General features: G+C 66.5%; 20 protein-coding genes. 13 read left to right on the top strand and 7 right to left on the bottom strand.

The annotated features are described in order from the left end of the window. Window positions 1-152: 152 nt before the first annotated feature. Window positions 153-869 carry a TetR/AcrR family transcriptional regulator gene (locus C380_RS02915; RefSeq protein WP_015012395.1) on the bottom strand — a complete coding sequence of 239 codons (717 nt, stop codon included), beginning with the start codon at window positions 867-869 and terminating at the stop codon, window positions 153-155. An 89-nt stretch (window positions 870-958) separates the two neighbouring features. Here C380_RS02915 and C380_RS02910 point away from each other — a divergent pair, with 89 nt between their 5' ends. The 10 genes from C380_RS02910 to C380_RS02865 all read left to right on the top strand — a co-directional run bounded on the left by C380_RS02910 (window position 959) and on the right by C380_RS02865 (window position 11,133). Then, the gene (locus C380_RS02910) at window positions 959-1,939 is read left to right on the top strand and encodes a VOC family protein (RefSeq protein ID WP_015012394.1); all 981 of its coding nucleotides are present in this window, start codon (window positions 959-961) and stop codon (window positions 1,937-1,939) included. Further along, complete coding sequence (locus C380_RS02905; protein WP_015012393.1) at window positions 1,936-2,844, top strand: cytochrome c; 909 nt, start codon at window positions 1,936-1,938, stop codon at window positions 2,842-2,844. The genes C380_RS02910 and C380_RS02905 overlap by 4 nt, the downstream gene beginning before the upstream one ends. Before the next feature lie 166 nt (window positions 2,845-3,010). Further along, window positions 3,011-4,633: a sigma-54-dependent Fis family transcriptional regulator gene (locus C380_RS02900; protein ID WP_083871646.1), complete on the top strand. Its 1,623-nt coding sequence runs from the start codon at window positions 3,011-3,013 to the stop codon at window positions 4,631-4,633. A gap of 234 nt (window positions 4,634-4,867) precedes the next feature. Then, a complete protein-coding gene (locus C380_RS02895; protein WP_015012391.1) occupies window positions 4,868-5,779 on the top strand; it encodes a sulfurtransferase in 912 nt (303 codons plus the stop codon). An 86-nt stretch (window positions 5,780-5,865) separates the two neighbouring features. Then, a complete protein-coding gene (locus tag C380_RS02890; protein WP_008905298.1) occupies window positions 5,866-6,435 on the top strand; it encodes an OsmC family protein in 570 nt (189 codons plus the stop codon). A 45-nt stretch (window positions 6,436-6,480) separates the two neighbouring features. Beyond that, entirely contained in the window at window positions 6,481-7,638 is a 1,158-nt protein-coding gene (locus tag C380_RS02885) for an acyl-CoA dehydrogenase family protein (RefSeq protein WP_015012390.1), read from the top strand. After that, window positions 7,635-8,957, top strand: a complete 1,323-nt coding sequence (locus tag C380_RS02880; RefSeq protein ID WP_015012389.1) for an FAD-dependent oxidoreductase — start codon at window positions 7,635-7,637, stop codon at window positions 8,955-8,957. The genes C380_RS02885 and C380_RS02880 overlap by 4 nt, the downstream gene beginning before the upstream one ends. 155 nt (window positions 8,958-9,112) lie before the next feature. Further along, complete coding sequence (locus C380_RS02875; protein ID WP_015012388.1) at window positions 9,113-9,691, top strand: DUF3455 domain-containing protein; 579 nt, start codon at window positions 9,113-9,115, stop codon at window positions 9,689-9,691. 108 nt (window positions 9,692-9,799) lie between these two features. After that, on the top strand, window positions 9,800-10,366 hold the full coding sequence (locus C380_RS02870; RefSeq protein ID WP_015012387.1) for a sigma-70 family RNA polymerase sigma factor: 567 nt from the start codon (window positions 9,800-9,802) through the stop codon (window positions 10,364-10,366). Next, the gene (locus C380_RS02865) at window positions 10,363-11,133 is read left to right on the top strand and encodes an anti-sigma factor domain-containing protein (RefSeq protein WP_015012386.1); all 771 of its coding nucleotides are present in this window, start codon (window positions 10,363-10,365) and stop codon (window positions 11,131-11,133) included. The genes C380_RS02870 and C380_RS02865 overlap by 4 nt, the downstream gene beginning before the upstream one ends. A gap of 22 nt (window positions 11,134-11,155) precedes the next feature. Here the strand turns inward: C380_RS02865 and cynS are convergent, their stop codons facing one another. From cynS to C380_RS02835, 6 genes are all read right to left on the bottom strand, one after another. After that, on the bottom strand, window positions 11,156-11,599 hold the full coding sequence (cynS, locus tag C380_RS02860; RefSeq protein WP_008905293.1) for a cyanase: 444 nt from the start codon (window positions 11,597-11,599) through the stop codon (window positions 11,156-11,158). Between the two features lie 113 nt (window positions 11,600-11,712). Further along, on the bottom strand, window positions 11,713-12,597 hold the full coding sequence (locus C380_RS02855) for an ABC transporter ATP-binding protein (RefSeq protein ID WP_015012385.1): 885 nt from the start codon (window positions 12,595-12,597) through the stop codon (window positions 11,713-11,715). After that, window positions 12,587-13,453 (bottom strand): nitrate ABC transporter permease, encoded by an 867-nt coding sequence (gene ntrB / locus C380_RS02850; RefSeq protein ID WP_015012384.1) that lies wholly within the window; start codon window positions 13,451-13,453, stop codon window positions 12,587-12,589. The genes C380_RS02855 and ntrB overlap by 11 nt, the downstream gene beginning before the upstream one ends. 1 nt (window position 13,454) lies before the next feature. Then, window positions 13,455-14,861 (bottom strand): CmpA/NrtA family ABC transporter substrate-binding protein, encoded by a 1,407-nt coding sequence (locus tag C380_RS02845; RefSeq protein WP_015012383.1) that lies wholly within the window; start codon window positions 14,859-14,861, stop codon window positions 13,455-13,457. A gap of 146 nt (window positions 14,862-15,007) precedes the next feature. After that, the gene (locus C380_RS02840; protein WP_015012382.1) at window positions 15,008-15,703 is read right to left on the bottom strand and encodes a response regulator transcription factor; all 696 of its coding nucleotides are present in this window, start codon (window positions 15,701-15,703) and stop codon (window positions 15,008-15,010) included. Next, window positions 15,700-16,908: a PAS domain-containing sensor histidine kinase gene (locus tag C380_RS02835; protein WP_015012381.1), complete on the bottom strand. Its 1,209-nt coding sequence runs from the start codon at window positions 16,906-16,908 to the stop codon at window positions 15,700-15,702. The genes C380_RS02840 and C380_RS02835 overlap by 4 nt, the downstream gene beginning before the upstream one ends. A gap of 98 nt (window positions 16,909-17,006) precedes the next feature. On the opposite strand from C380_RS02835, the gene C380_RS02830 reads away from it, so the two are divergent. The 3 genes from C380_RS02830 to C380_RS02820 are packed head-to-tail and all read left to right on the top strand — an operon-like array spanning window position 17,007 to window position 19,719. Beyond that, the gene (locus tag C380_RS02830) at window positions 17,007-17,858 is read left to right on the top strand and encodes an ABC transporter permease (protein ID WP_015012380.1); all 852 of its coding nucleotides are present in this window, start codon (window positions 17,007-17,009) and stop codon (window positions 17,856-17,858) included. Beyond that, complete coding sequence (locus C380_RS02825; RefSeq protein ID WP_015012379.1) at window positions 17,855-18,370, top strand: hypothetical protein; 516 nt, start codon at window positions 17,855-17,857, stop codon at window positions 18,368-18,370. Before C380_RS02830 ends, C380_RS02825 begins: the two co-directional genes overlap by 4 nt. Then, window positions 18,367-19,719 carry a GAF domain-containing protein gene (locus tag C380_RS02820; RefSeq protein ID WP_043565971.1) on the top strand — a complete coding sequence of 451 codons (1,353 nt, stop codon included), beginning with the start codon at window positions 18,367-18,369 and terminating at the stop codon, window positions 19,717-19,719. Before C380_RS02825 ends, C380_RS02820 begins: the two co-directional genes overlap by 4 nt. Window position 19,720: the final 1 nt, after the last annotated feature.

The raw sequence follows: 19,720 nt of genomic DNA, 5'->3' as shown, positions 1-19,720 counted from the left end.
CGTTGGGGGATGGGCCAGAGCACCGTGGGAGAGGCGGGCAATCCACGGCGCGAACACAACTTTACGGCATCTGGGCGCTGACAAATCAGGCCGCCCCAGGTTGCCCCATCGCGCCGCTGGCACCACCCACCCACATCGTTGCAATGGCTTTGCTAGGAGCTTGCGCGGGGTGATTTTCGCCGCGCGGTGACGGCCCCTGCAGCAGCCTGCGTGGTGAACGCTGGCAGCGGCCGCGCCATGACCTCGGCTGCATCGGCCGCCGCCATTCCCAGCCCGCGCAGCACCATCTGCAGCAGCGCGTTCACAAACGCAGGAGAGTCAGCCACCTCCCCTTGCGCAATGCGCACCTGCGCGCGGATGCAGGTACCGAACACCATGTCGATGGCGGCCTCCTCATCCACCACATCAAAGCGCCCCTGCGCTTTCGCTCGCCGCAAATCGGCCAAGGAATACGGCTTGACCAGTTCAATGGCCTGGGGGTGAGCCATCGCCAGCTGAATCATCAGCAGGGCCCAGGGTGCGCTCACTTCCGCCAGCCAGAGGAACCGCCGCATGCCGATGCTCATGCGTTGCGCCCCGTCCTCAATGTGCTGGTAGCTCTGCACCACCCGCTCGTTGAGCGTGGTGAACAGCGCCAAAGCCAGCGCTTCAAAGATCTCCTCCCGGGTGCTGAAGTGGTTGTAGACCGTGCCGGGCGCCATGCCGGCCACACGCGCGATCTCCTGGATGGTGGTGCCTGCCACGCCCCGCGAAGCGATCACCTCCACCGTGGCATGCAGCAGTTGCCGCCGCGTGCGTTCGCGCTTGGACGGCCGCTCGCCTTCTCCCGGCAAGAGGAACCGCGCCAAAGGCTCCGGCAGCGGGGGCATTGACGGAGCACTATAAATTGATTCAGAATTCATTTTTGAACAGTCAATTCAATTTTCAATTGTTTAATCAATTTCAGGAGCATACCGCCATGCTGAATTCCCTCCGCCTTGCCTATCTGGTGTTTGAAGCCCGCAAACCCGCCCGCTGGGAGCGGTTCATGAAAGACATGCTCGGGCTTCCCGCGCCCACCGTCCATGCCGACGGCAGCACAGGCTGGCGTGTGGATGGCGCCAGCCAGCGCCTCGTGGTGACCCCAGGTCCCCGTGACGACCTGGCGGCCGTGGGCCTGGAATGCGCCGATGAACACGAACTGCGCCAGCTGGTGCAACGCTTGCAAGCAGCCGGGTACCGTGCCGAGCAAGGCGATGCCGCCCTTTGCAGCCAGCGCAAGGTCCAGCACCTCTGGCATGTGAACGACCCCGAACAGGGTCGCGTGGAGCTGTGCGTGGGCCTTGCCGAAGCGGCGACGCCCTTTGCCAGCGCCGCCTTTCCCGATGGCTTTGAAACCGGCGCGCTGGGACTGGGGCATGTCGTCCTGGTCGCGCAGGACCTGGCCGCGATGGAAGCGTTTTATGGCGGACTGCTGGGGTTCGGCGTGACAGAGCGACTCCAGACGCAAGTGGGCCCGGTCCACATCCGTGGCACGTTCATGCATTGCAACCAGCGCCACCACTCGCTCGCGCTGTTTGACCTGCCGTCCTCGTTCCGCATTCACCATTTCATGCTGCAGGCACGCAGCCTGCGCGATGTGGGGCGGGCGTTCGAGCGGGCCGAGTCGCTGGGGCTGCCCATCGACCTGGACCTCGGCCAGCATCCAGAGCCGGACGGCACCTTTTCGTTTTACGCAGAGACACCCTCCGGTTTTGCGTTTGAAATCGGAGCGCAGACCCAAGCCATCGACCCAACGGGCTGGCAGACCATGCACACCCACGAGACCAGCACATGGGGCCACCAGCCGCGGCTGCGCCTGAAGCTCAAAATGGCACGCGAGCTGATCAAGTCGCGCTTCCGAGGGCGCCGCAGGCACCCGAGCCAGGCCGCCGGCACGGCTACGGGAGCAACATCATGAAGCGCTGGTTGCGACGAACCCTCTGGGCGGGAGCCGCACTGGCCGCAGTGGCCACAGCCCTCATTGCTGGCGGAAAGATGGTGGCCGAGCGCAAGATGAATCGCCCGCTCGCGCTCGAAGTCGCCTCGCCCGCCATCGTGCAGGATGCCGCCAGCATCGAGCGCGGCCGGTACCTGTTTGCCTCCCGTGGATGTGTGGACTGCCACGGGGCGAACGGTGCGGGGCGCACCTTCATAGACGATGCCAACGGCCTGCTGGTACGCGGCCCCAACCTGACACCTGGCGCAAACAGCGTGGTGGTGGGCTACCGCAGCGCCGACTGGGACCGCGTGGTGCGCCATGGCATCAAGCGCGACGGTCGCCCGGCCCTCATCATGCCCAGCGAGGACTACAACCGCTTCACCAACCAGGACCTCGCAGCGCTCGCGGCCTACGTGCAGCAATTGCCCGCTGTGGATGGCGAACCCGGCATCGTCCGGCTGCCGGTGCTTGTGAAGCTGCTCTACGCCGCCGGGGTCGTGAAAGATGCCTACGAGAAGATCGACCACACGCTGCCTGTACAGACGCCGGTGGCCGAGGGCGTCAATGTGGCGCATGGCGCCTATGTGGCCAATATGTGCATGGGCTGCCACGGTGAAAAGCTGGCCGGAGGCAAGATTCCCGGAGCGCCCCCAGACTGGCCGGCCGCCTCCAACCTCACGTCGGCCCCGGAGGGCGCCATGCACCGCTACCTCAGCGCACAACAATTCCGCCAGATGCTCACCACGGGCACACGCCCCGACGGCTCAGCGGTCAGCACCGTCATGCCTTTCGGCTCGCTCAAGTCCATGAGCCAGACCGACGCCGACGCCCTGTACCTGTACCTCAAGGCGCTGCCACCCGTACCCACCGGCAGCAAACGCTAGCACCCGCACACGCCATTTTTGCAAGGTGCGTTGGCGATGCCCCAGGGCCAGACACAAGCGCTCAACGAAGTCGGGGAGCTGCCCCAGCGAGGCTCGGAAACGCAGAGGACGGCCCGGCGGGGCGAAGCAGGCGCAAAACTTGCGACGCACCGGCATGCATACCCCCATGCCACCGCACTCCCCACCCAGCCCCGCCACCGACTGGCACGCGCAGGAGCTGCTGCTCATGCGCGAGGTGATGCGCCTCATCGGCCGCAGCCTGGCGCCCGGCCTGGTGCTGCGCGAAATGCTGCACCTGATGAGCGAACTGCTGGGCCTGAACCGGGGGCGCATCGTGCTGGTGGACGACGCTCCCTCCTCCCCAGCCGGCGCGCCGCGCACCGCCTCCATCCAGCATGCGTACGGACTCACCCAGGCCGAGGTGCAGCGCGGGCGCTACGCCTGGGGCGAGGGCATCACGGGCCGCGTGCTGGCCACGGGGCAGCCTGCCATCGTGCAGGACATTGATGCCGAACCGCTGTTTCTGGCACGCGCGGTGGAGCGCAGCCAGCTGCCGCCCGAGACGGTGGCCTTCATCGCCCTGCCCATCGAGGTCAACAACGCGCCCATCGGCGTGCTGGCCTGCCACCGCATCCGCAGCCGCCAGCGCCACCTGAACGACGACCTGGCGGTGCTGCGCGTGCTGGCCACGCTGGTCGGGCAGCTGCTGCAGCTCGAAGCCCTGGTGGCCGAGCAGACGCGGCAGCTGGAGGCGCGCAACACCGTCCTAGCCAATGCGCTCAATACCAAAAGCGCGCGCTACGGGCTCATTGGCAGCTCGCCGCCACTGCTGCAGGCCTTGAGCGAGCTGGAGCGCGTGTCGCAAACCCAGGCCACCGTGCTGCTGCTGGGCCAGTCGGGCACGGGCAAGGAGCTGTTCGCACGCGCCGTGCACCTGGCCAGCGGGCGGCGCGACCGGCCCTTCATCAAGGTCAACTGCTCGGCCATTCCGGATGCGCTGTTCGAGTCTGAACTGTTTGGCTACGAGAAAGGCGCATTCACCGGCGCCAGCACAGCCCGCGCGGGCTGGTTCGAGCAGGCCGACAGCGGCACCATCTTTCTGGACGAGATTGGCGAGCTGCCGCTGGCCCTGCAGTCCAAGCTGCTGCGCACGCTGCAAGAGGGCACGCTGGTGCGACTGGGCGGGCAGCGCGAGGTCAAGGTCAACGTGCGCCTGGTAGCGGCTACCCACCGCGATCTGGCTGCCGATGTGGAGGCCGGCCGCTTTCGGCAGGACTTGTATTACCGCCTGCACGTGATCCCGATCCACCTGCCCTCGCTGGCCGAGCGGCGCGAGGACATCCGCGCGCTGGCGCTGCACTTTGTGAGCCGCGCCAACCAAGCGCACCAGCGCAATGTAAACCTGTCGCCCGACGCGCTGGCGCGGCTGGAAGAACACCCCTGGCCCGGCAACATCCGCGAGCTGGGCAATGTGATCGAACGCCTGGTGCTGCTGACCAATGACACGCTGGTGACGCGGGCGGAGCTGGACCGGTTTCTGCCGGCTGTGTCCGCGCCCCGGCCTTCGCTGCCCGCACCACAGCCCCCTGCCACCATCGGCGCAGCAGCACAGCCGGCCGCCACCCCGGCGCCGCTGGTGCGTGACTACGCACCCGCCCAGTCGCACAGCGTGTTGGTGCTGCAGACAGCACTGGCCGAGCACCACGGCAACCAGTCGCGCGCCGCGCAGAGCCTGGGGCTGACGCTGCGGCAGTTCAGCTACCGGCTGTGCAAGGCGGGTCTGAAGTGACGACGGACACTGTGTCGACAATTTGTCAACACAGTGTCCAGGGCCGTGTGATCCACCCCGACCAGCGACATGTGACAACACCCTATTCACTATCAAATCAATAGCTACTAGCGCATATTCCACCAGCGCAACCAGCCATTTCCATTCAAATCTTCTCATCCACAACCGCTCTGGCACACCTGTTGCGATAAGGAGGGCAGGCATCCCGCCCACCACCGCACCGAAAGGTTTTCCATGAGCACCGTGACCGCTACCGCCTCCGACGCCGTCCTCATCTCACCCACCCAGTTGTTGGCCCTGCAAGCCGCAGAACCTGTGGTTCTGATCGACACCCGCGACGCCGACACCTATGCCCTGGGGCACATCCCCGGCGCGGTGAACCTGCGCGAGACATTCACGTATCTCGCCACCTCCACGCCCCAAGGCCTGCAGGAGCTGAAAGACACCTTTGCCGCGCACCTGGGCGCCATCGGCCTGTCGGGTGCGGAGACGGCGGTGTTCTATGAGGATGCACTCAACAGCGGCTACGGCCAGTCGTGCCGGGGCTACTACCTGTTGACCTGGCTGGGCTACCCCAAGGTCAAGGTATTGAATGGCGGCTACTCGGCCTGGAAGGCGGCAGAGCTGCCCGTCTCCACCGAGGCCGTGGTGCCTACCCCTGCCATCTTCCCCACCAACCTGGCCACCACCGACGTGATGCTGACCAAGGAAGACGTGATCGAGGCCCTGGGCACCGACACCGTGCTGCTGGACGTGCGCGATGTGGACGAATGGATTGGCGACAGCTCCAGCCCCTACGGCAAGGACTTTGCGCCCCGCAAGGGCCGCCTGCCCGGCGCCAAGTGGCTGGAGTGGTACCGCTTCATGAAGCCCTCACCCCAGGGCCCCGTCTTCAAGTCGCCCGACGAAGTGCGCGCCGAATGCGCCACGGCGGGCATCAGCCCGGCGGACACGGTGTACCTGTATTGCTTCAAGGGCGCGCGTGCGTCCAACACCTTCCTGGCGCTCAAGCAGGCGGGCTTTGCCGATGTGCGCATGTACTTCGGCTCGTGGAACGAATGGTCGCGCGACGACAAGCTGCCGATCGAAAGCGGTCTGCCGCTGGTCAAGTTCCCCAAAAAGCCTGCGCTGGCGCTGGCGGCCTGAGTCCCGTGCGTTGTTGCAGCGGGTGTGGCCCGCTGCGAACCCTGTCCTTCTTTCTTGCATTCCCTTCTCTTTCTTCAAGGAACACCATGTCCACCGATCTGCTGGAACCCTCTGCTCCCGTCACCACCGTGCACACGCACCTGCGCCCCATCGACCGCGACGGCCTGATGGCCTTTGCCGACAAGGGCCGCAACAACCCCGCCAGCCGGGGCACCAACAAGGTCCACACGGTGATGGAAGGGCAGTACCGCTCGCTGAGCTATGTGGGCAATCATGCGCCGGTGGTGGTGGACGAGCCGCTGCACCTGTTCGGCCAGGACACGGCGCCAGCGCCCGGCGAAATCGTGCTGTCAGGCCTGGGCGGCTGCCTGGCCGTGGGGATCACGGCGGTGGCCACCTGGAAGCAGGTCAAGCTCAGCAAGATCGAGGTGTTCATGGAAGGCGACATCGGCAACCCCGCCGCCTGGGGCGCTGGCGGCGCGCTGCAAAAGACGCCGCCCGAAATGGGCTTCCAGGCCATCCGCGTGAAGGTGCTGGTGGAGGGCGACGCGCCGCGCGAGGTGCTAGACGAGATCGTGCAGCACGCCAACTTCTACTCGCCCGTGGCCAACAGCATGCGCAACCCCATTCCCTTCGAAATCAGTCTGGCGGACTAAAGAGCCCCCCACCATCGAGCCCGCCCCGCGCACCCAAGGAGCCCCATGAACCCCGCCGACCTCCCTCCCCAACTCCACCTGGACGGCGCCCTGCGGGGCGATGCGCTGCTGGCCGCCGTGCGTCAGATCGCGCAGGGCCCGCTGGCCGCGCAGGTGGAGGCAATTGACCGCACCGGCTACTACCCCAGCGCGGAGCTGCAGCAGCTGGCCGCCGTGGGCGCGATGAGCGCGCACCTGGACAGCACGGCCGGCCCGGCCGACTACGGCCTGGCCACCCGCGCCATGGCCGAGGCCTCGCGCGTGTGCGGCGCCACGGGCTTCATGATGTGGTGCCAGGCGGTGTGCGGGCTGTACCTGCAGCAGTCGGGCAACCCCGCGCTGATGGGCGATGTGTTGCAGCGCCACGCCAGCGGCGCAGGCATGGGCGGCACGGCGCTGTCCAACCCCATGAAGAGCTACGCGCAGATCGAAAGCCTGCTGCTCAAGGCCACGCCAGTGGAGGGGGGCTACCTCATCAACGGCACCCTGCCCTGGGTGAGCAACCTGGGGCCCGACCACTACTGCGGCGCGATTGCGGCGGTGGTGGATGCGGATGGCGGCACCAGCCAGCGCGAGGTGATGTTCCTGCTGCGCTGCGATGCCCCTGGCGTGGAGATGCGCGAATGCCCCAGCTTCTCGGCCATGGAGGGCACGGGCACCTACGCACTGCGGCTGAAGGACCACTTCATCGGCACGGCCGACATCATGGCCGACCCCACCCGCCCCTTTATTGCCCGCATCCGCGCTGCGTTCGTGATGCTGCAATGTGGCATGGCGGTGGGCATCACCCAGGGCGCCATCGACTCGATGTGGGCGGTGGAGGCGCAACTGGGCCACGTCAACCAGTTCCTGGAAGACCGGCCCGATGCCCTGCAGGCCGAGCTGGATGCACTGACCGCACGCGTCATGCAACTGGCCCAGACGCCGTTCGACACAAGCACCGACTTCTTCATCGATGTGCTGGACGCCCGCGCCCACGGCGCGGAGCTGTGCCTGCGCGCCGCCCAGTCCGCCCTGATGCACCAGGGTGCACGCGGCTACCTCATGAGCTCGGACGTGCAGCGGCGCGTGCGCGAGTCGCACTTTGTGGCCATCGTCACGCCCGCCATCAAGCACCTGCGCAAAGAGATTGCCCGGCTCAGTGCCGAGGAGATGCCTGCATGACGCCTGCCACAACCACCACCACGCCGTCGGCAGACTCCGCCTTCGCATTGAGCGCCGCCTCGCAGGCCGTACACAACGCGTTGGCCGAAGCGGCAACACAAGCGCCCTGGCAAAGCTACATCTGCAACGCCTGCGGCTACGTTTACCACGAGGCCGACGGCGACCCCGATGGCGGCCTGCCGCCGGGCACCCGGCTGGCGGACATTCCGGACGACTGGGCCTGCCCGCTGTGCGGAGTGACCAAGGCCGATTTTTCGCCGTACGAAGCCCCCACGCTGGAAGCATTGCGGGCGCAAGCCAGCGCAGCACCCCCGTCCTACATCCGCCCGCGTGACGAGCCGGGTGTGGTCATCGTCGGCGCGGGCCGTGCAGGCTGGCAACTGGCCGAAACCCTGCGCCTGCACAGTGCCACATTGCCCATCACCCTGGTGACGGCCTGCGCAGGCGACCGGTACGACAAGCCTTTGCTGTCGGTGGCCATGGCGCGCCAGCTGGACCCGCTGGCGCTGGTGTCCGAAACCGGCTGCGATGCAGCGTTGCGCCTGGGCGTCACCCTGCTGGCCCACACCCATGCCGTGCGCATCTGCGCCGACACCCGCCAGCTGCGCACCACGCGGGGCGTGCTGCGCTACGGCCATCTGGTGCTGGCCCATGGTGCACAGGCCAACTTGCCGCCGGGCTTGCCCGCCAGCCTGTGCTGGCGCATCAACCACCTGGACGCCTACCAGCGCCTGCGCCAGCACCTGGGCGACCAGTCCAAGGACGTGCTCATCATCGGCGCGGGCCTGGTCGGCAGTGAGCTGGCCAACGACCTGGCACTGGGCGGCCACCACATCACGCTGCTGGACACGGCCACCGAACCACTGGCGCGCTGGCACGACCAGCAGGCGGGCCCGCAGCTGCTGGACGCCTGGAAAGACCTGTCCATCCGCTTTGAAGGCGGTCTGCAGGTGGAGCAGGTGGAACGCGTGGGCTCGCGCTACCGCGTCTCCACCACCAGCGGGCGGCGTTTTGCGGCGGACGAAGTGGTGGTGGCTGCAGGCCTGCTGCCCCCCCACCGCCTGGCGCAGAGTGCAGGGCTTGATTGGGCCCAGGGCATCGCGGTGGACGCAGACACGCTGCAAACCAGCGTACCTCGCATCCATGCATTGGGCGATTGCATCAGCATCAACGGGCAGTGCAGCCGCTATATCGAACCGATTGCCCGGCAGGCGCGCACGCTGGCGGCCGCCATCCTGGGCCAGCCGGCGGCACCCTATGAGCACCGGGCGGCGGTGGTGCGCGTCAAGACCACCAGCCGGCCGTTGACCCTGCATTGAGGCAGCCTCCGCCCAGGCGGCGGCCCTGCCCGGGGCAGGCATCAGACATATTTTTTTGCATCTCCTGCATCCAAACGGCGTTTTCGTGGGTAGTACCTCCAGCAGCGCAACTTGTTGCTGCTGTCCTATCAACCCATAGACCAGAGAGAAACGCCATGACCATCCACACGTCTCCCATCTCCCGCCTGCTGCCCCTGGCGGGTGCCGTTGCCGCCGCCGTGCTGCTGAGCGCCTGCGGCTCGATGATGTCGTCGCCTTCCAAATCCATGTACTCGCAGGACAGCCTGCCCGACAGCATCAAGGTTCCGGCAGGCAACAAGGTGGCGATGGAAACCGTGGGGGTGGGCGAGATTACCTACGAATGCCGCGACAAGGCCAACATGCCGGGCCAGACCGAATGGGTGTTTGTGGGCCCCAAGGCCGTGCTGAATGACCGCAGCGGCAAGCAGGTCGGCACCTACTACGGCCCGCCCGCTACCTGGGAGTCGAACGACGGTTCCAAGCTGACAGCCACCCAGCTGGCCGTGGCGCCATCGGGCGCTGGCAACCTGCCCTACCAGCTCGTCAAGGCCAACCCCGCCATGGGCTCCGGCGCCATGACCGGCGTGACCTTCATCCAGCGTGTGGCCTTGAAGGGCGGCGTGGCACCGGCTGCCGCCTGCACCACCGCCAACAAGGGCGAGCGCCAGATCGTGAAGTACCAGGCCGACTACATCTTCTGGAAGGCCGCGTAAACCACGCGCACGCAATCCCCTGCGCAGCGGGGGCTACCACCGGGGCGGTGACGGGTTTGCGGCTACGATGCGCCCACCCTTTAGCCACTGCCCCGCTGCCCGCACACCGTGCCCGACACCCCTGGCGATTTTGACTACGAAGCCGCTCTGGCCGCCTGCGCGGCCGGCGACCGGCAGGCCATGCACCGCCTGTACCAACAGGAGGGCGCGCGGCTATTGGGCGTGGCGCTGCGCATCGTGCGCCAGCGCGCGCTGGCCGAGGACATCGTGCACGATGCCTGCGTGAACATCTGGACCCGCGCCGCCAGCTACGACACGTCCCGTGGCAGCGCACGCGGCTGGATCTACAGCGTGGTGCGCAACCTGGCCCTGAACGCCGTGCGCGACGCGGGCCGCCACGTTGATGTGGACGACACCACCACCCAAGCCCTGGAGGCCGACATGTCTGTGCAGGCCCACCACGAGGTCGAGGAAACCTTTGCGCTGAACGCCAGCCTGGGCCGCCTGCAGCATTGCCTGGAGGCCCTGGACCCCGCGCGCCGCAACTGCGTGTTACACGCCTACGTGGACGGCTGCTCGCACGGCGAAATTGCGGAGCGCCTCGGCGCGCCGCTGGGCACCGTCAAGGCGTGGATTCGGCGCAGCCTGGTATCGCTGCGGGAGTGCATGGCATGACCGACCAGCGCAACACACCGCCTACGCCCTTGCCGGAAGACCTGAGCGTGCTGGCTGGTGAGTACGTGCTGGGCACCATGCCCGCCGCCGAACGCCAGGGCGTGCAGCAACGCCTGCCAGGTGACAAGGCATTGCAACAGGCGGTGGCCGAATGGGAAGCCCGCCTGCTGCCGCTGACCCAGCTGGCGGAGCCCATCGCGCCGCCCGCTGCCTTGTGGGCGCGCATCGACCAGTCGCTGCAGGCCACCAGCGCACAGCCGGCTGCGACGTCCGTTACCACCCAACCCCGCGCAAAAACCGAGCGCAAGCCATCCGTGCGCTGGTGGGACCACCTGGGCCTGTGGCGTGCCCTCGCCGGCTCGGGCTTTGCCATGGCAGCGGTACTCGCGGCAGTGCTCGTCACACGCACCGCCCCAGTGGCCGCGCCGCCACAGTTCATGGTGGTGCTGGTCGCGCCGCAGGACAAGGCCCCGGGCTGGGTGGTGCAAGCCAGCTCGCCCCGGCAGATCAGCCTGATTCCGCTGGGTGTGGCCGAAGTACCGGCCGACAAGGCCCTGGAGTTCTGGACCAAGGCCGACGGCTGGAGCGGCCCCGTGTCGCTGGGCCTGGTGCAGCCCGGTCAGCCGCTGCAGATCCCGCTGGACAAGCTGCCGCCGCTGCAGCCCAACCAGTTGTTCGAGCTGACGCTGGAGCCGCCGACGGGCTCGCCGATTGGCAAACCCACGGGGCCCATCCAGTTCATCGGCCGCGCCGTCAAAGTGCTGTGACGAACACAGCCTGGGCCCAATTTCAGTACTGCTTGTAGGGCAGGAACTTGCCGGACAACACTACGTTGACACGGTCGCCATTGGGGTTGGCCTCGCGCTGTATGTCCATGCTGAAGTCGATGGCGCTCATGATGCCGTCGCCAAACTCTTCGTGGATCAGTTCCTTGATGGTGGTGCCGTACACGCTCACCACCTCGTACCAGCGGTAGATCAGCGGGTCCGTGGGCACGGGCGTGGGCAGCGAGCCCTTGTAAGGCACCACTTGCAGCCACTTCTGCTCCTCGGCCGTGAGGCCAAAAATCTTGCCCACGATCTTGGCCTGCTCGGGCGTGGCGGTCATCTGCCCCAGGCACAGGGCGGTGGTCCATTCCTTGGACTGGCCGACCTTCTTGGCAATGGCCTCCCATTGCAGGCCCTTGGCGACCTTGGTGCTGATGATCTTTTCGGTAACGTCGTTGCGGTTCATGGTGATGGCTCCTTCGGTTGGATGGGTTTTGGAACGGGGAACAGAAACTTCAGGGTGCAGCCGTCCCTGCCACCCACAAGGGGTGACAAGTCAGGGCTTGGTTATTCAATAAATCAGTGGGCTTTGGCTCGGGTGACCAGGAAGTCCACGATGTGGTTGCGCAGCGCGTAGTAGCCGTCCAGGTGGTGCAGGCTGGTGCGCGTGCGTTCGCGCGGCAGCGGGTTCACCACCACCTCGGCGATGCCACCGGGGCGATAGCCCTCGGGCGTCTCGTTGCCGTTGCTCATCAGCAGGATGCGGTCAGCCAGCAAAATGGCTTCGTCCACATCGTGCGTGATCATGAAGACCGTCTGCTGCGTCTGGCGCACGATGGTCATCAGCTCGTCCTGGATGGTGCCGCGCGTGAGCGCATCGAGTGCGCCAAAGGGCTCATCCAACAGCAGCATCTTGGGCTGGATGGAGAACGCGCGCGCAATGCCCACGCGCTGCTTCATGCCGCCCGACAGCTGCGATGGCTTCTTGTCGATGGCAGGGCTCAGGCCCACCAGCGCCACGAACTTCTCCACATGCGCATCCACCTGGGCCTTCTTCCAGTCGGGCCAGCGCGACTTCACGGCAAACGCGATGTTCTGGCGCACCGTGAGCCAGGGCATAAGCGCATGGCTCTGAAACACCACGCCCCGGTCCAGGCTGGGCCCGGCCACTTCGCGTCCGTCCATGATGACGGTGCCCGAGGTGGCAGTATCGAGCCCCGCCAGCACGTTCAGGATGGTGGTCTTGCCACAGCCCGAGTGGCCGATGATGCAGACGAACTCGCCCTTGTCGAGCGTGAACGACACATCAGCAAACACGGGCTTGGCGGGCACAAAGGCTTTGCTCAGCCGGTCGATCTGGAGGAAGCCTTGGGTCACGGCAGAGGCCTTTCGTTGCGGGGCGTCGGTGGCGTCAGTGGCAAGAGGGGCTGGAACAGCCGGGCGCTGGGCAACATCACTCCACATAGGTCACCACCTTCTGCAGCTGGCCGAAGGCCAGGTCGAGCAACATGCCCACCACGCCAATCACCAGGATGGCAAAGATCACGTTGGTGAGCGACAGGTTGTTCCACTCGTTCCAAACGAAGTAGCCAATCCCCGTGCCGCCCACCAGCATCTCGGCCGCCACGATCACCAGCCAGGCGATGCCCATGCTGATGCGCATGCCCGTGAGGATGGTGGGCGCTGCGGCGGGCAAGATCACCAGGAAGGCCTTGCGCAGCGGGTTGACCTGCAGCGTGGCCGACACGTTGAGCCACTCGCGCTTGACCGATGCCACGCCAAACGCCGTGTTCACCAGCATGGGCCACACCGAGCAGATGAAGATCACGAAGATGCCCGAGATGGATGAGTCCTTGATGGTGTAGAGCGCGAGCGGCATCCACGCCAGCGGGCTGATGGGCTTGAGCACCTGGATGAAGGGGTCGAACGCGCGGCGCAGCAGCGGCGACATGCCGATGATGAAACCGAGCGGGATCGCCACCAGACAGGCCAGGCCAAAGCCCAGAGCCACGCGGCCCAGCGAGTGCGCCAGCTGGATGGCGATGCCCTTGTCGTTGGGTCCGTTGTCGTAGAACGGGTTGGACAGATGGCCCCACACGGTGCTGCCCATCGCACCCAGCGTGGGAAAGCCACCGCTCTTGGATGCGCCCGGGTCCTTGCCCATCATCTTGGCGTACTCGATCTGCTCGGCCGTCATGCCCGCCGTGCCGCCGCCAGCGCCCGAGGACGACGTGGCCACGTACCAGATGCCCAGCAGCGTGAGAAAGATGAGCACGGACAGCAGGCCCGCGCGCAGGTTGAGGTTCTTGGCGGCAGTCATGTCATGCCGCCTTGCGGATGGGGAAGCTCTTGGCGTACTCGGCCGCCTTCGCCGCATCGAACTCGCGACCCATGATCTTGAACTTGGGGTACGCGCCGTCGGGCACCTTCTGTTCCAGCGCCTTCATCTGCTTTTTCGCGTCGGTGATGAGGAACACCTTTTCGGCAATCTGCTTGTAGTCCACATCGCCCTTGATGTAGCCCCAGCGCTGCATCTGCGTGAGCATCCACACGGCCATGCTTTGCCAGGGCATGGGGTCGAAGTCGGCGCGGTCGGGCACGTTCTGGATCTTGCCCAGCCCATCGGCGAACTTGCCGGTGAGCACCTGATTGATCACGGCCTCGGGCTGGTTCAGGTAGGCCTGGGGCGCAATCACCTTGGCGATCAGCTCGCGGTTCTTGGGGTCGCGCGCCATGGCGGCCGAGGTGAGCACCGCGCGATACAGCGCGGCAAAGGTGTTGGGGTTCTTCTGGATGAACTCGGTGCTGGTGCCGAAGGCGCAGCAGGGGTGGCCGTTCCACAGGTCCTTGGTGAGCAGGTGGATGAAGCCGACCTCCTCGAACACGGCGCGCTGGTTGAACGGATCGGGGCCCAGGAAGCCGTCGATATTGCCCGCGCGCAGGTTGGCCACCATCTCGGCCGGTGGCACCACGCGCAGCTGCACATCGGTGTCGGGGTTCAGGCCCCCCTCGGCCAAGTAGTAGCGCAGCAGGAAGTTGTGCATGCTGTACTCGAAGGGGATCGCAAACTTGAAGCCCTTCCAGTTCTTCGGGTCGCGGTTGTCCTTGTGCTTGAGGCTGAGCGTGATGGCCTGGCCGTTCACGTTCTGGATGGTGGCCACATTCATGGGGGTGGCGTTGGAGCCCAGGCCCATGGAAATCGCCAGCGGCATCGGGCTCAGGAAGTGCGTGGCGTCGTACTCCTTGTTGATCATCTTGTCGCGGATCAGCGCCCAACCTGCCGTCTTGGTGACTTCGACATTCAGGCCCTGCTTGCTGTAGAAGCCCAGCGGGTGGGCCATGATCAGCGGCGTAGCGCAGGTGATCGGAATGAAGCCGATCTTGAGATTGGTCTTCTCCAGTGCGCCCTGCTTCTCTTGCGCCATGGCCTGCAGGCTAGCCACCGGCAACACGCTGGCGATGGCCGCCATGGCTGTGCCCTTGCCCACGGCCTTGATGAAGCGGCGGCGCACTGCGTCTTGCGGAAACAGCGCCTTGACCAGCGTGGCCTCGATGAACTCGTTGTTGTAGAGCTCGAACTCGCGGGTCTCGCTGCGCTGGCGAAGGGTGGCTGCGGCGGCATCGGCCGAGACCTCGGCATGGTGGTCGGCCACCGTGTGGTCGCGGCCACAGCTGCATTTCAGCATCAACGGGCGGTCGGCATCGTAGGGCGAGAAGAATTCGGACATGGCACACCTCGAAGAAGTTGGTGCCAGGCGTTACGCAAAGCGCGGGCCAGTTTTTGCCGGTGTCGACCCGCTGTCATGAATTCGTGGGTGTGGTGTCTACAGCGTGTAGGGCCAGCACTACAAATCGGTCGTGCAACGCACCGAATTCACTCTGCCGGTGCGCCACGCGCCAGCAGCGCAAGCTCCACATCGTTGCGCGCGCCGGTCTTTTCGAGGATGCGGGCGCGGTAGGTGCTCACCGTGTTGGGCGCGAGCTTGAGCTGCGCACCAATTTCGCTCACGCTCTGCCCGGCCGTGAGCAGACGGAACACCTGGTGCTCTCGATAGGAGAGCGCGTCTACTCCAGCGGGCGCGCCCTGCTGGGCGGCGCGCACCACCCCGGTGCGCTCCACGGCGCCCGCCAGGGCTTGCGCCGTGGCCTCGGTCAAGTAGCGCCCGCCTGCCGCCACCTTGCGCACGGCGGCCACCATGTCGTCGGGGTCGGCGCTTTTGTGCAGGTAGCCCGCCGCGCCCATCTGGATGCAGCGCACCGCGTATTGCCGCTCGGGGTAGGTGCTGAGCATCAGCACCGGCAACGCAGGCCAGGCCTTGCGCAGCGCCTGCAGCACTTCGAGGCCGTCCATGCCCGGCATGGCGATGTCCAGCAGCACCAGGTCCAGCCCCGGTGTTCCCGTGGGCCCTTGCAGGGCGGCGACCAGCTCCAGCACCTCGTTGCCCTGGGTGGCCTCGGCGACCACAGTGATCTCGGGCACGCCATTGGCCGGGTCGCCCAGCACCTGCTTGAGCCCCTCCCGCACGATGCGGTGGTCATCACCGATCAACACTCGAACCACGGAATTCATGACAGCTCCAGAGGAATCAGCAATTGCAGGCACGAGCCCTGCCCCGGCTCGCTGGTGATGCTCAACCGGCCCCCAAGCTGCCGTGCCCGCTCGCGCATGCCCATCACGCCATAGGCGGTGGGCGCCTCAAGGGCCTGGCGGGTGGCGCCCACGCCGTTGTCGCGCACGCGCAGTTGCAGCATCTCGTCCTGCACGTCGATGGCAATGTCGATGGCGCTGGCCTGCGCGTGGCGGCCCACATTGCTCAGCATCTCCTGGAAGATGCGGAACACAGCGATGGCTGCAGGCTCGGGCAAGTGCAAGGTGGCAGGCACCTCCATCTGCCACGCCAGCTCCAGTTCGGCCGACTGCACGAACTCCTGTGCCTGCCACTCCAGCGCCGCCCATAGCCCCTGGTGGTCCAGGATGCTGGGGCGCAGGTCGGTGATGATGCGGCCCACGTTGTCCACGGCGTTTTCGATCAGGCGGCTCATGTTCTGGCACTTGCAGCGCATCTGGGTGCGCATGTCGCCCGCGGCCTCGGGCGTGCGCTCGCCTTGCTCGCCCAGGCGCTTGTGCAGCCAGTTGACATCCATCTTCAGCGCCACCAGCAGGCTGCCCAGCTCGTCGTGCACTTCGCGGGCGATGCGGGTGCGTTCGTCTTCGCGCACCTGCTCCGAGTAGGCCGACAGCTCGCGCAGCTGCGCCAGCGCCTGCGACAGCTCTTGTGTGCGCGCTGCCACTCGGCGCTCTAACTCATCGTTGGCGCGGGCCAGCTCATCGTGCGCGCGCTGCAGCTCGTCGGCGGCGCGTTTGCGGCTGGTGATGTCGACAAAGGCGATCACGGCACCCTGCACCTGGTCACCTTCCAGAATCGGGTGGCTCGAATACTCCACGGCAAACGCCGAGCCATCGCGGCGCCAGAACACCTCGGTGTCCACACGGCAGGGCAGGCCCTGGCGGAACGCATTGAAGATGGGGCAGTCGCCGTCCGCATACGGGCTGCCGTCGGGGTGGCTGTGGTGGGTGAGCGCGTGCATGTTGCGCCCCATCACCTCATCGGCCGCAAAGCCCAGCATCTGCGCGCCCGCCCGGTTGATGAACACGCAGTTGCCCGCCAGATCAATGCCAAACACCCCCTCGCCCGTGGACTCCAGCAGCAGCCCCAGGCGGTTCTGCCAGAGGGCACTGGCACCGGCGGGCAGGTTCAGGACATGGGTGGGCATGGCAGCACCCAAGCAATGGACGTGCCCAGCCGGCCGGAAGCTCCCCGCAGGCGCGCCAGGGGCTGTGCGTCCGCTCTCCAACATCGCACAATAAGCGGATGCAAACCGTTACCCCGTCCTCCGTGGCCTCTGTGGCCCCGCCTCCGCCGTCGGTGTGGCGCCCGCCCAGCCTGTCCGTACGCTGGTGGCCCGTGTTCCTGCGCAACCTGCTGGTCTGGCGCAAGCTGGCCATCCCCAGCCTGGTGGGCAACATTGCCGAGCCGCTGATGTGGCTGGTGGCCTTTGGCTACGGCATGGGGGCCCTGGTGGGGCAAGTGAGTGTGGGTGGCGCAGCGGGCGACACCAAGGTGCCCTACATCCTGTTCCTGGCCAGCGGCTCCATCTGCATGAGCGCCATGAACGCGGCCAGCTTTGAAGCGCTGTACTCGGCCTTCTCGCGCATGCATGTGCAAAAGACCTGGGACGGCATCATGAACGCGCCCGTGAGCCTGGACGACGTGGTGCTGGCCGAGATGCTGTGGGCAGCGTTCAAGGCGCTTTTCACCGTGACGGCCATCCTGGGTGTGATGCTGGCCCTGGGGATCAGCCACAGCCCTAAGCTGCTGGTGGCCTGGCCGGTGCTGCTGTTCGTGGGCATCATGTTTTCCAGCATCGCGCTCATCTTCAATGCGCTGGCCAAGGGGTATGACTTTTTTACCTACTACTTCACGCTGGTGCTCACGCCCATGATGTTTCTCTCGGGCGTGTTCTTCCCACGCGAGCAGCTGCCGCCTATCGTGCGCGCCATCTCCGACTGGCTGCCGCTGACCAACGCGGTCGAGCTGGTGCGCCCGTTGTTCATGGACCAGTGGCCCGCTCACCCCCTGCGCCATGGCCTGGTGCTGGTGGTGACCACGGTGGTGGCCTTCTGGGTGGCCCTGGCCCTGACCCGCAAGCGCTTCAAGGCATGACCGTGCTGCTCGGCCCCAGCCATATCGCCATGGTGGCCAAGGGCGTGTCGGCCATCGTGGCGTCACGCGATGCGGCCCTGCGGCCGAGCATCATGCGGGCCGTGGGCAGTCGCATCAGCAGCGATGGGCGGGAGGTCACGGTGTACCTGCGGCGCAGCCAGTCCGAACAGTTGCTGCAGGACATTGCGCACACCGGAGAGATTGCCGTGGTGTTCAGCGTGCCGTCCACCCACCAGACGCTGCAGCTCAAAGCCCGCCGGGCCACGCAGCGTCCGGCCACTGATGGCGACCTGCCGGTGTTGCAGGCCTACCTCCAGTCCATGGTGCAGGAGGTGGGCCGGGTGGGTTATGGGCCGCAGTATGTGGGCGCCATGCTGGCTGCACCGCTGCAGGATGTGGTGGCAGTGACATTCACCCCCACCAGCGCGTTCGACCAGACCCCAGGCCCACGCGCAGGCGCGGAGCTGTGTGCGCCGCCCGCACCACCCACACCACCCGTACCGCAGCCATGAGCACCGCAGCGCCGTCCCTGCACAGCATCCGCCCCTGCCTGGAAGGGGCGATTCCCGCCATCATGGCGACCTGCGACCCTGACGGCACACCCAACGTGGCCTACATCTCGCAGGTGGTCTATGTGGATGCGGCGCATGTGGCACTGTCGTTCCAGTTCTTCAACAAGACCCGCCAGAACATCCTGCGCAACCCGCGCGCGTCGGTGTTGGTGCTGGACCCAGTCACCGCCCACTTCTACCGCCTGCACCTGCTGTACGAACGCACCGAGGACAGTGGCCCGGTGTTCGAGAGCATGCGCGCGCAGCTGGCGGGCATTGCGTCGCATGCGGGCATGGCCGAGGTGTTTGAACTCAAAGGGGCCGACATCTACGCTGTGGAGCGCATCGAATCGGTGGCGGGCGAAGGCCTGCCGGCACCGGCGCCGCGTTCCGGTTTGCTGCACACGCTGCGTCTGTGCAGCGAGAGCATCGCGCGCTGCTCGGGGCTGGACGAGTTGCTGCAAGGCGCGCTGCAGGGCCTGCAGGACAAGCTGGGCATCCAGCACGCCATGGTGCTGATGCTGGACGCCAGCGCCCAGCAGCTCTACACGGTGGCCAGCTGCGGCTATGCCACATCGGGCGTGGGTTCCGAAATCCGGCTGGGCCAGGGAGTGATCGGCATGGCTGCGCGCGAGCGCACGCCGGTGCGCATCAGCCACATGACGCACGCCGCCCTGTACAGCCATGCCATCCGCGAAAGCATGGACGCGCATGCCACACCCGATGCACCCTCGTTGCGCGGCCTGGACATCCCCTACCCCGGCCTGCCCGAGCCGCACAGCCAGGTGGCGGTTCCGCTGCTGTCGGCCGGGCGCCTGCTGGGTGTGCTGTTCGCCGAGAGCCCCGAGGACATGCGCTTTGGCTTCGAGGATGAAGACCTGCTGGTGGCCATTGCGGGCCAGCTGGCCGCCGCCATCGATCTGCTGCAGGCCGCGCCCGATGCGCCCGAGCCGCTGCCTACTCCGACAGCGGCCCCGCCGGTGAGCGGCAGCGCGCTGCGGGTGCGCCACTTTGCGGCCAACGACAGCGTGTTCATCAACGACGACTACCTGATCAAGGGCGTGGCGGGTGCCATCGTGTGGAAGCTGCTGCGCGACCACCAGCACACCGGGCGCGTGGACTTCACCAACCGCGAACTGCGGCTGGACCCCGCCCTGCGCCTGCCCGATGTGGCCGACAACCTGGAGGCCCGCCTGCTGTTGCTGCAGCGCCGCCTGCAAGAGAACTGCCCACACATCCACATCGAAAAAACGGGGCGCGGGCGCTTTCGGCTGTGCGTGCTGCGCCCCGTGGTGCTGGAAGACGCTTGAA

Source organism: Acidovorax sp. KKS102 (assembly GCF_000302535.1).
GTDB lineage: Bacteria > Pseudomonadota > Gammaproteobacteria > Burkholderiales > Burkholderiaceae_C > Acidovorax.
The sequence above is the reverse complement of the archived record's forward strand: the minus strand, read 5'-3'. Positions and strand labels throughout refer to the sequence as shown.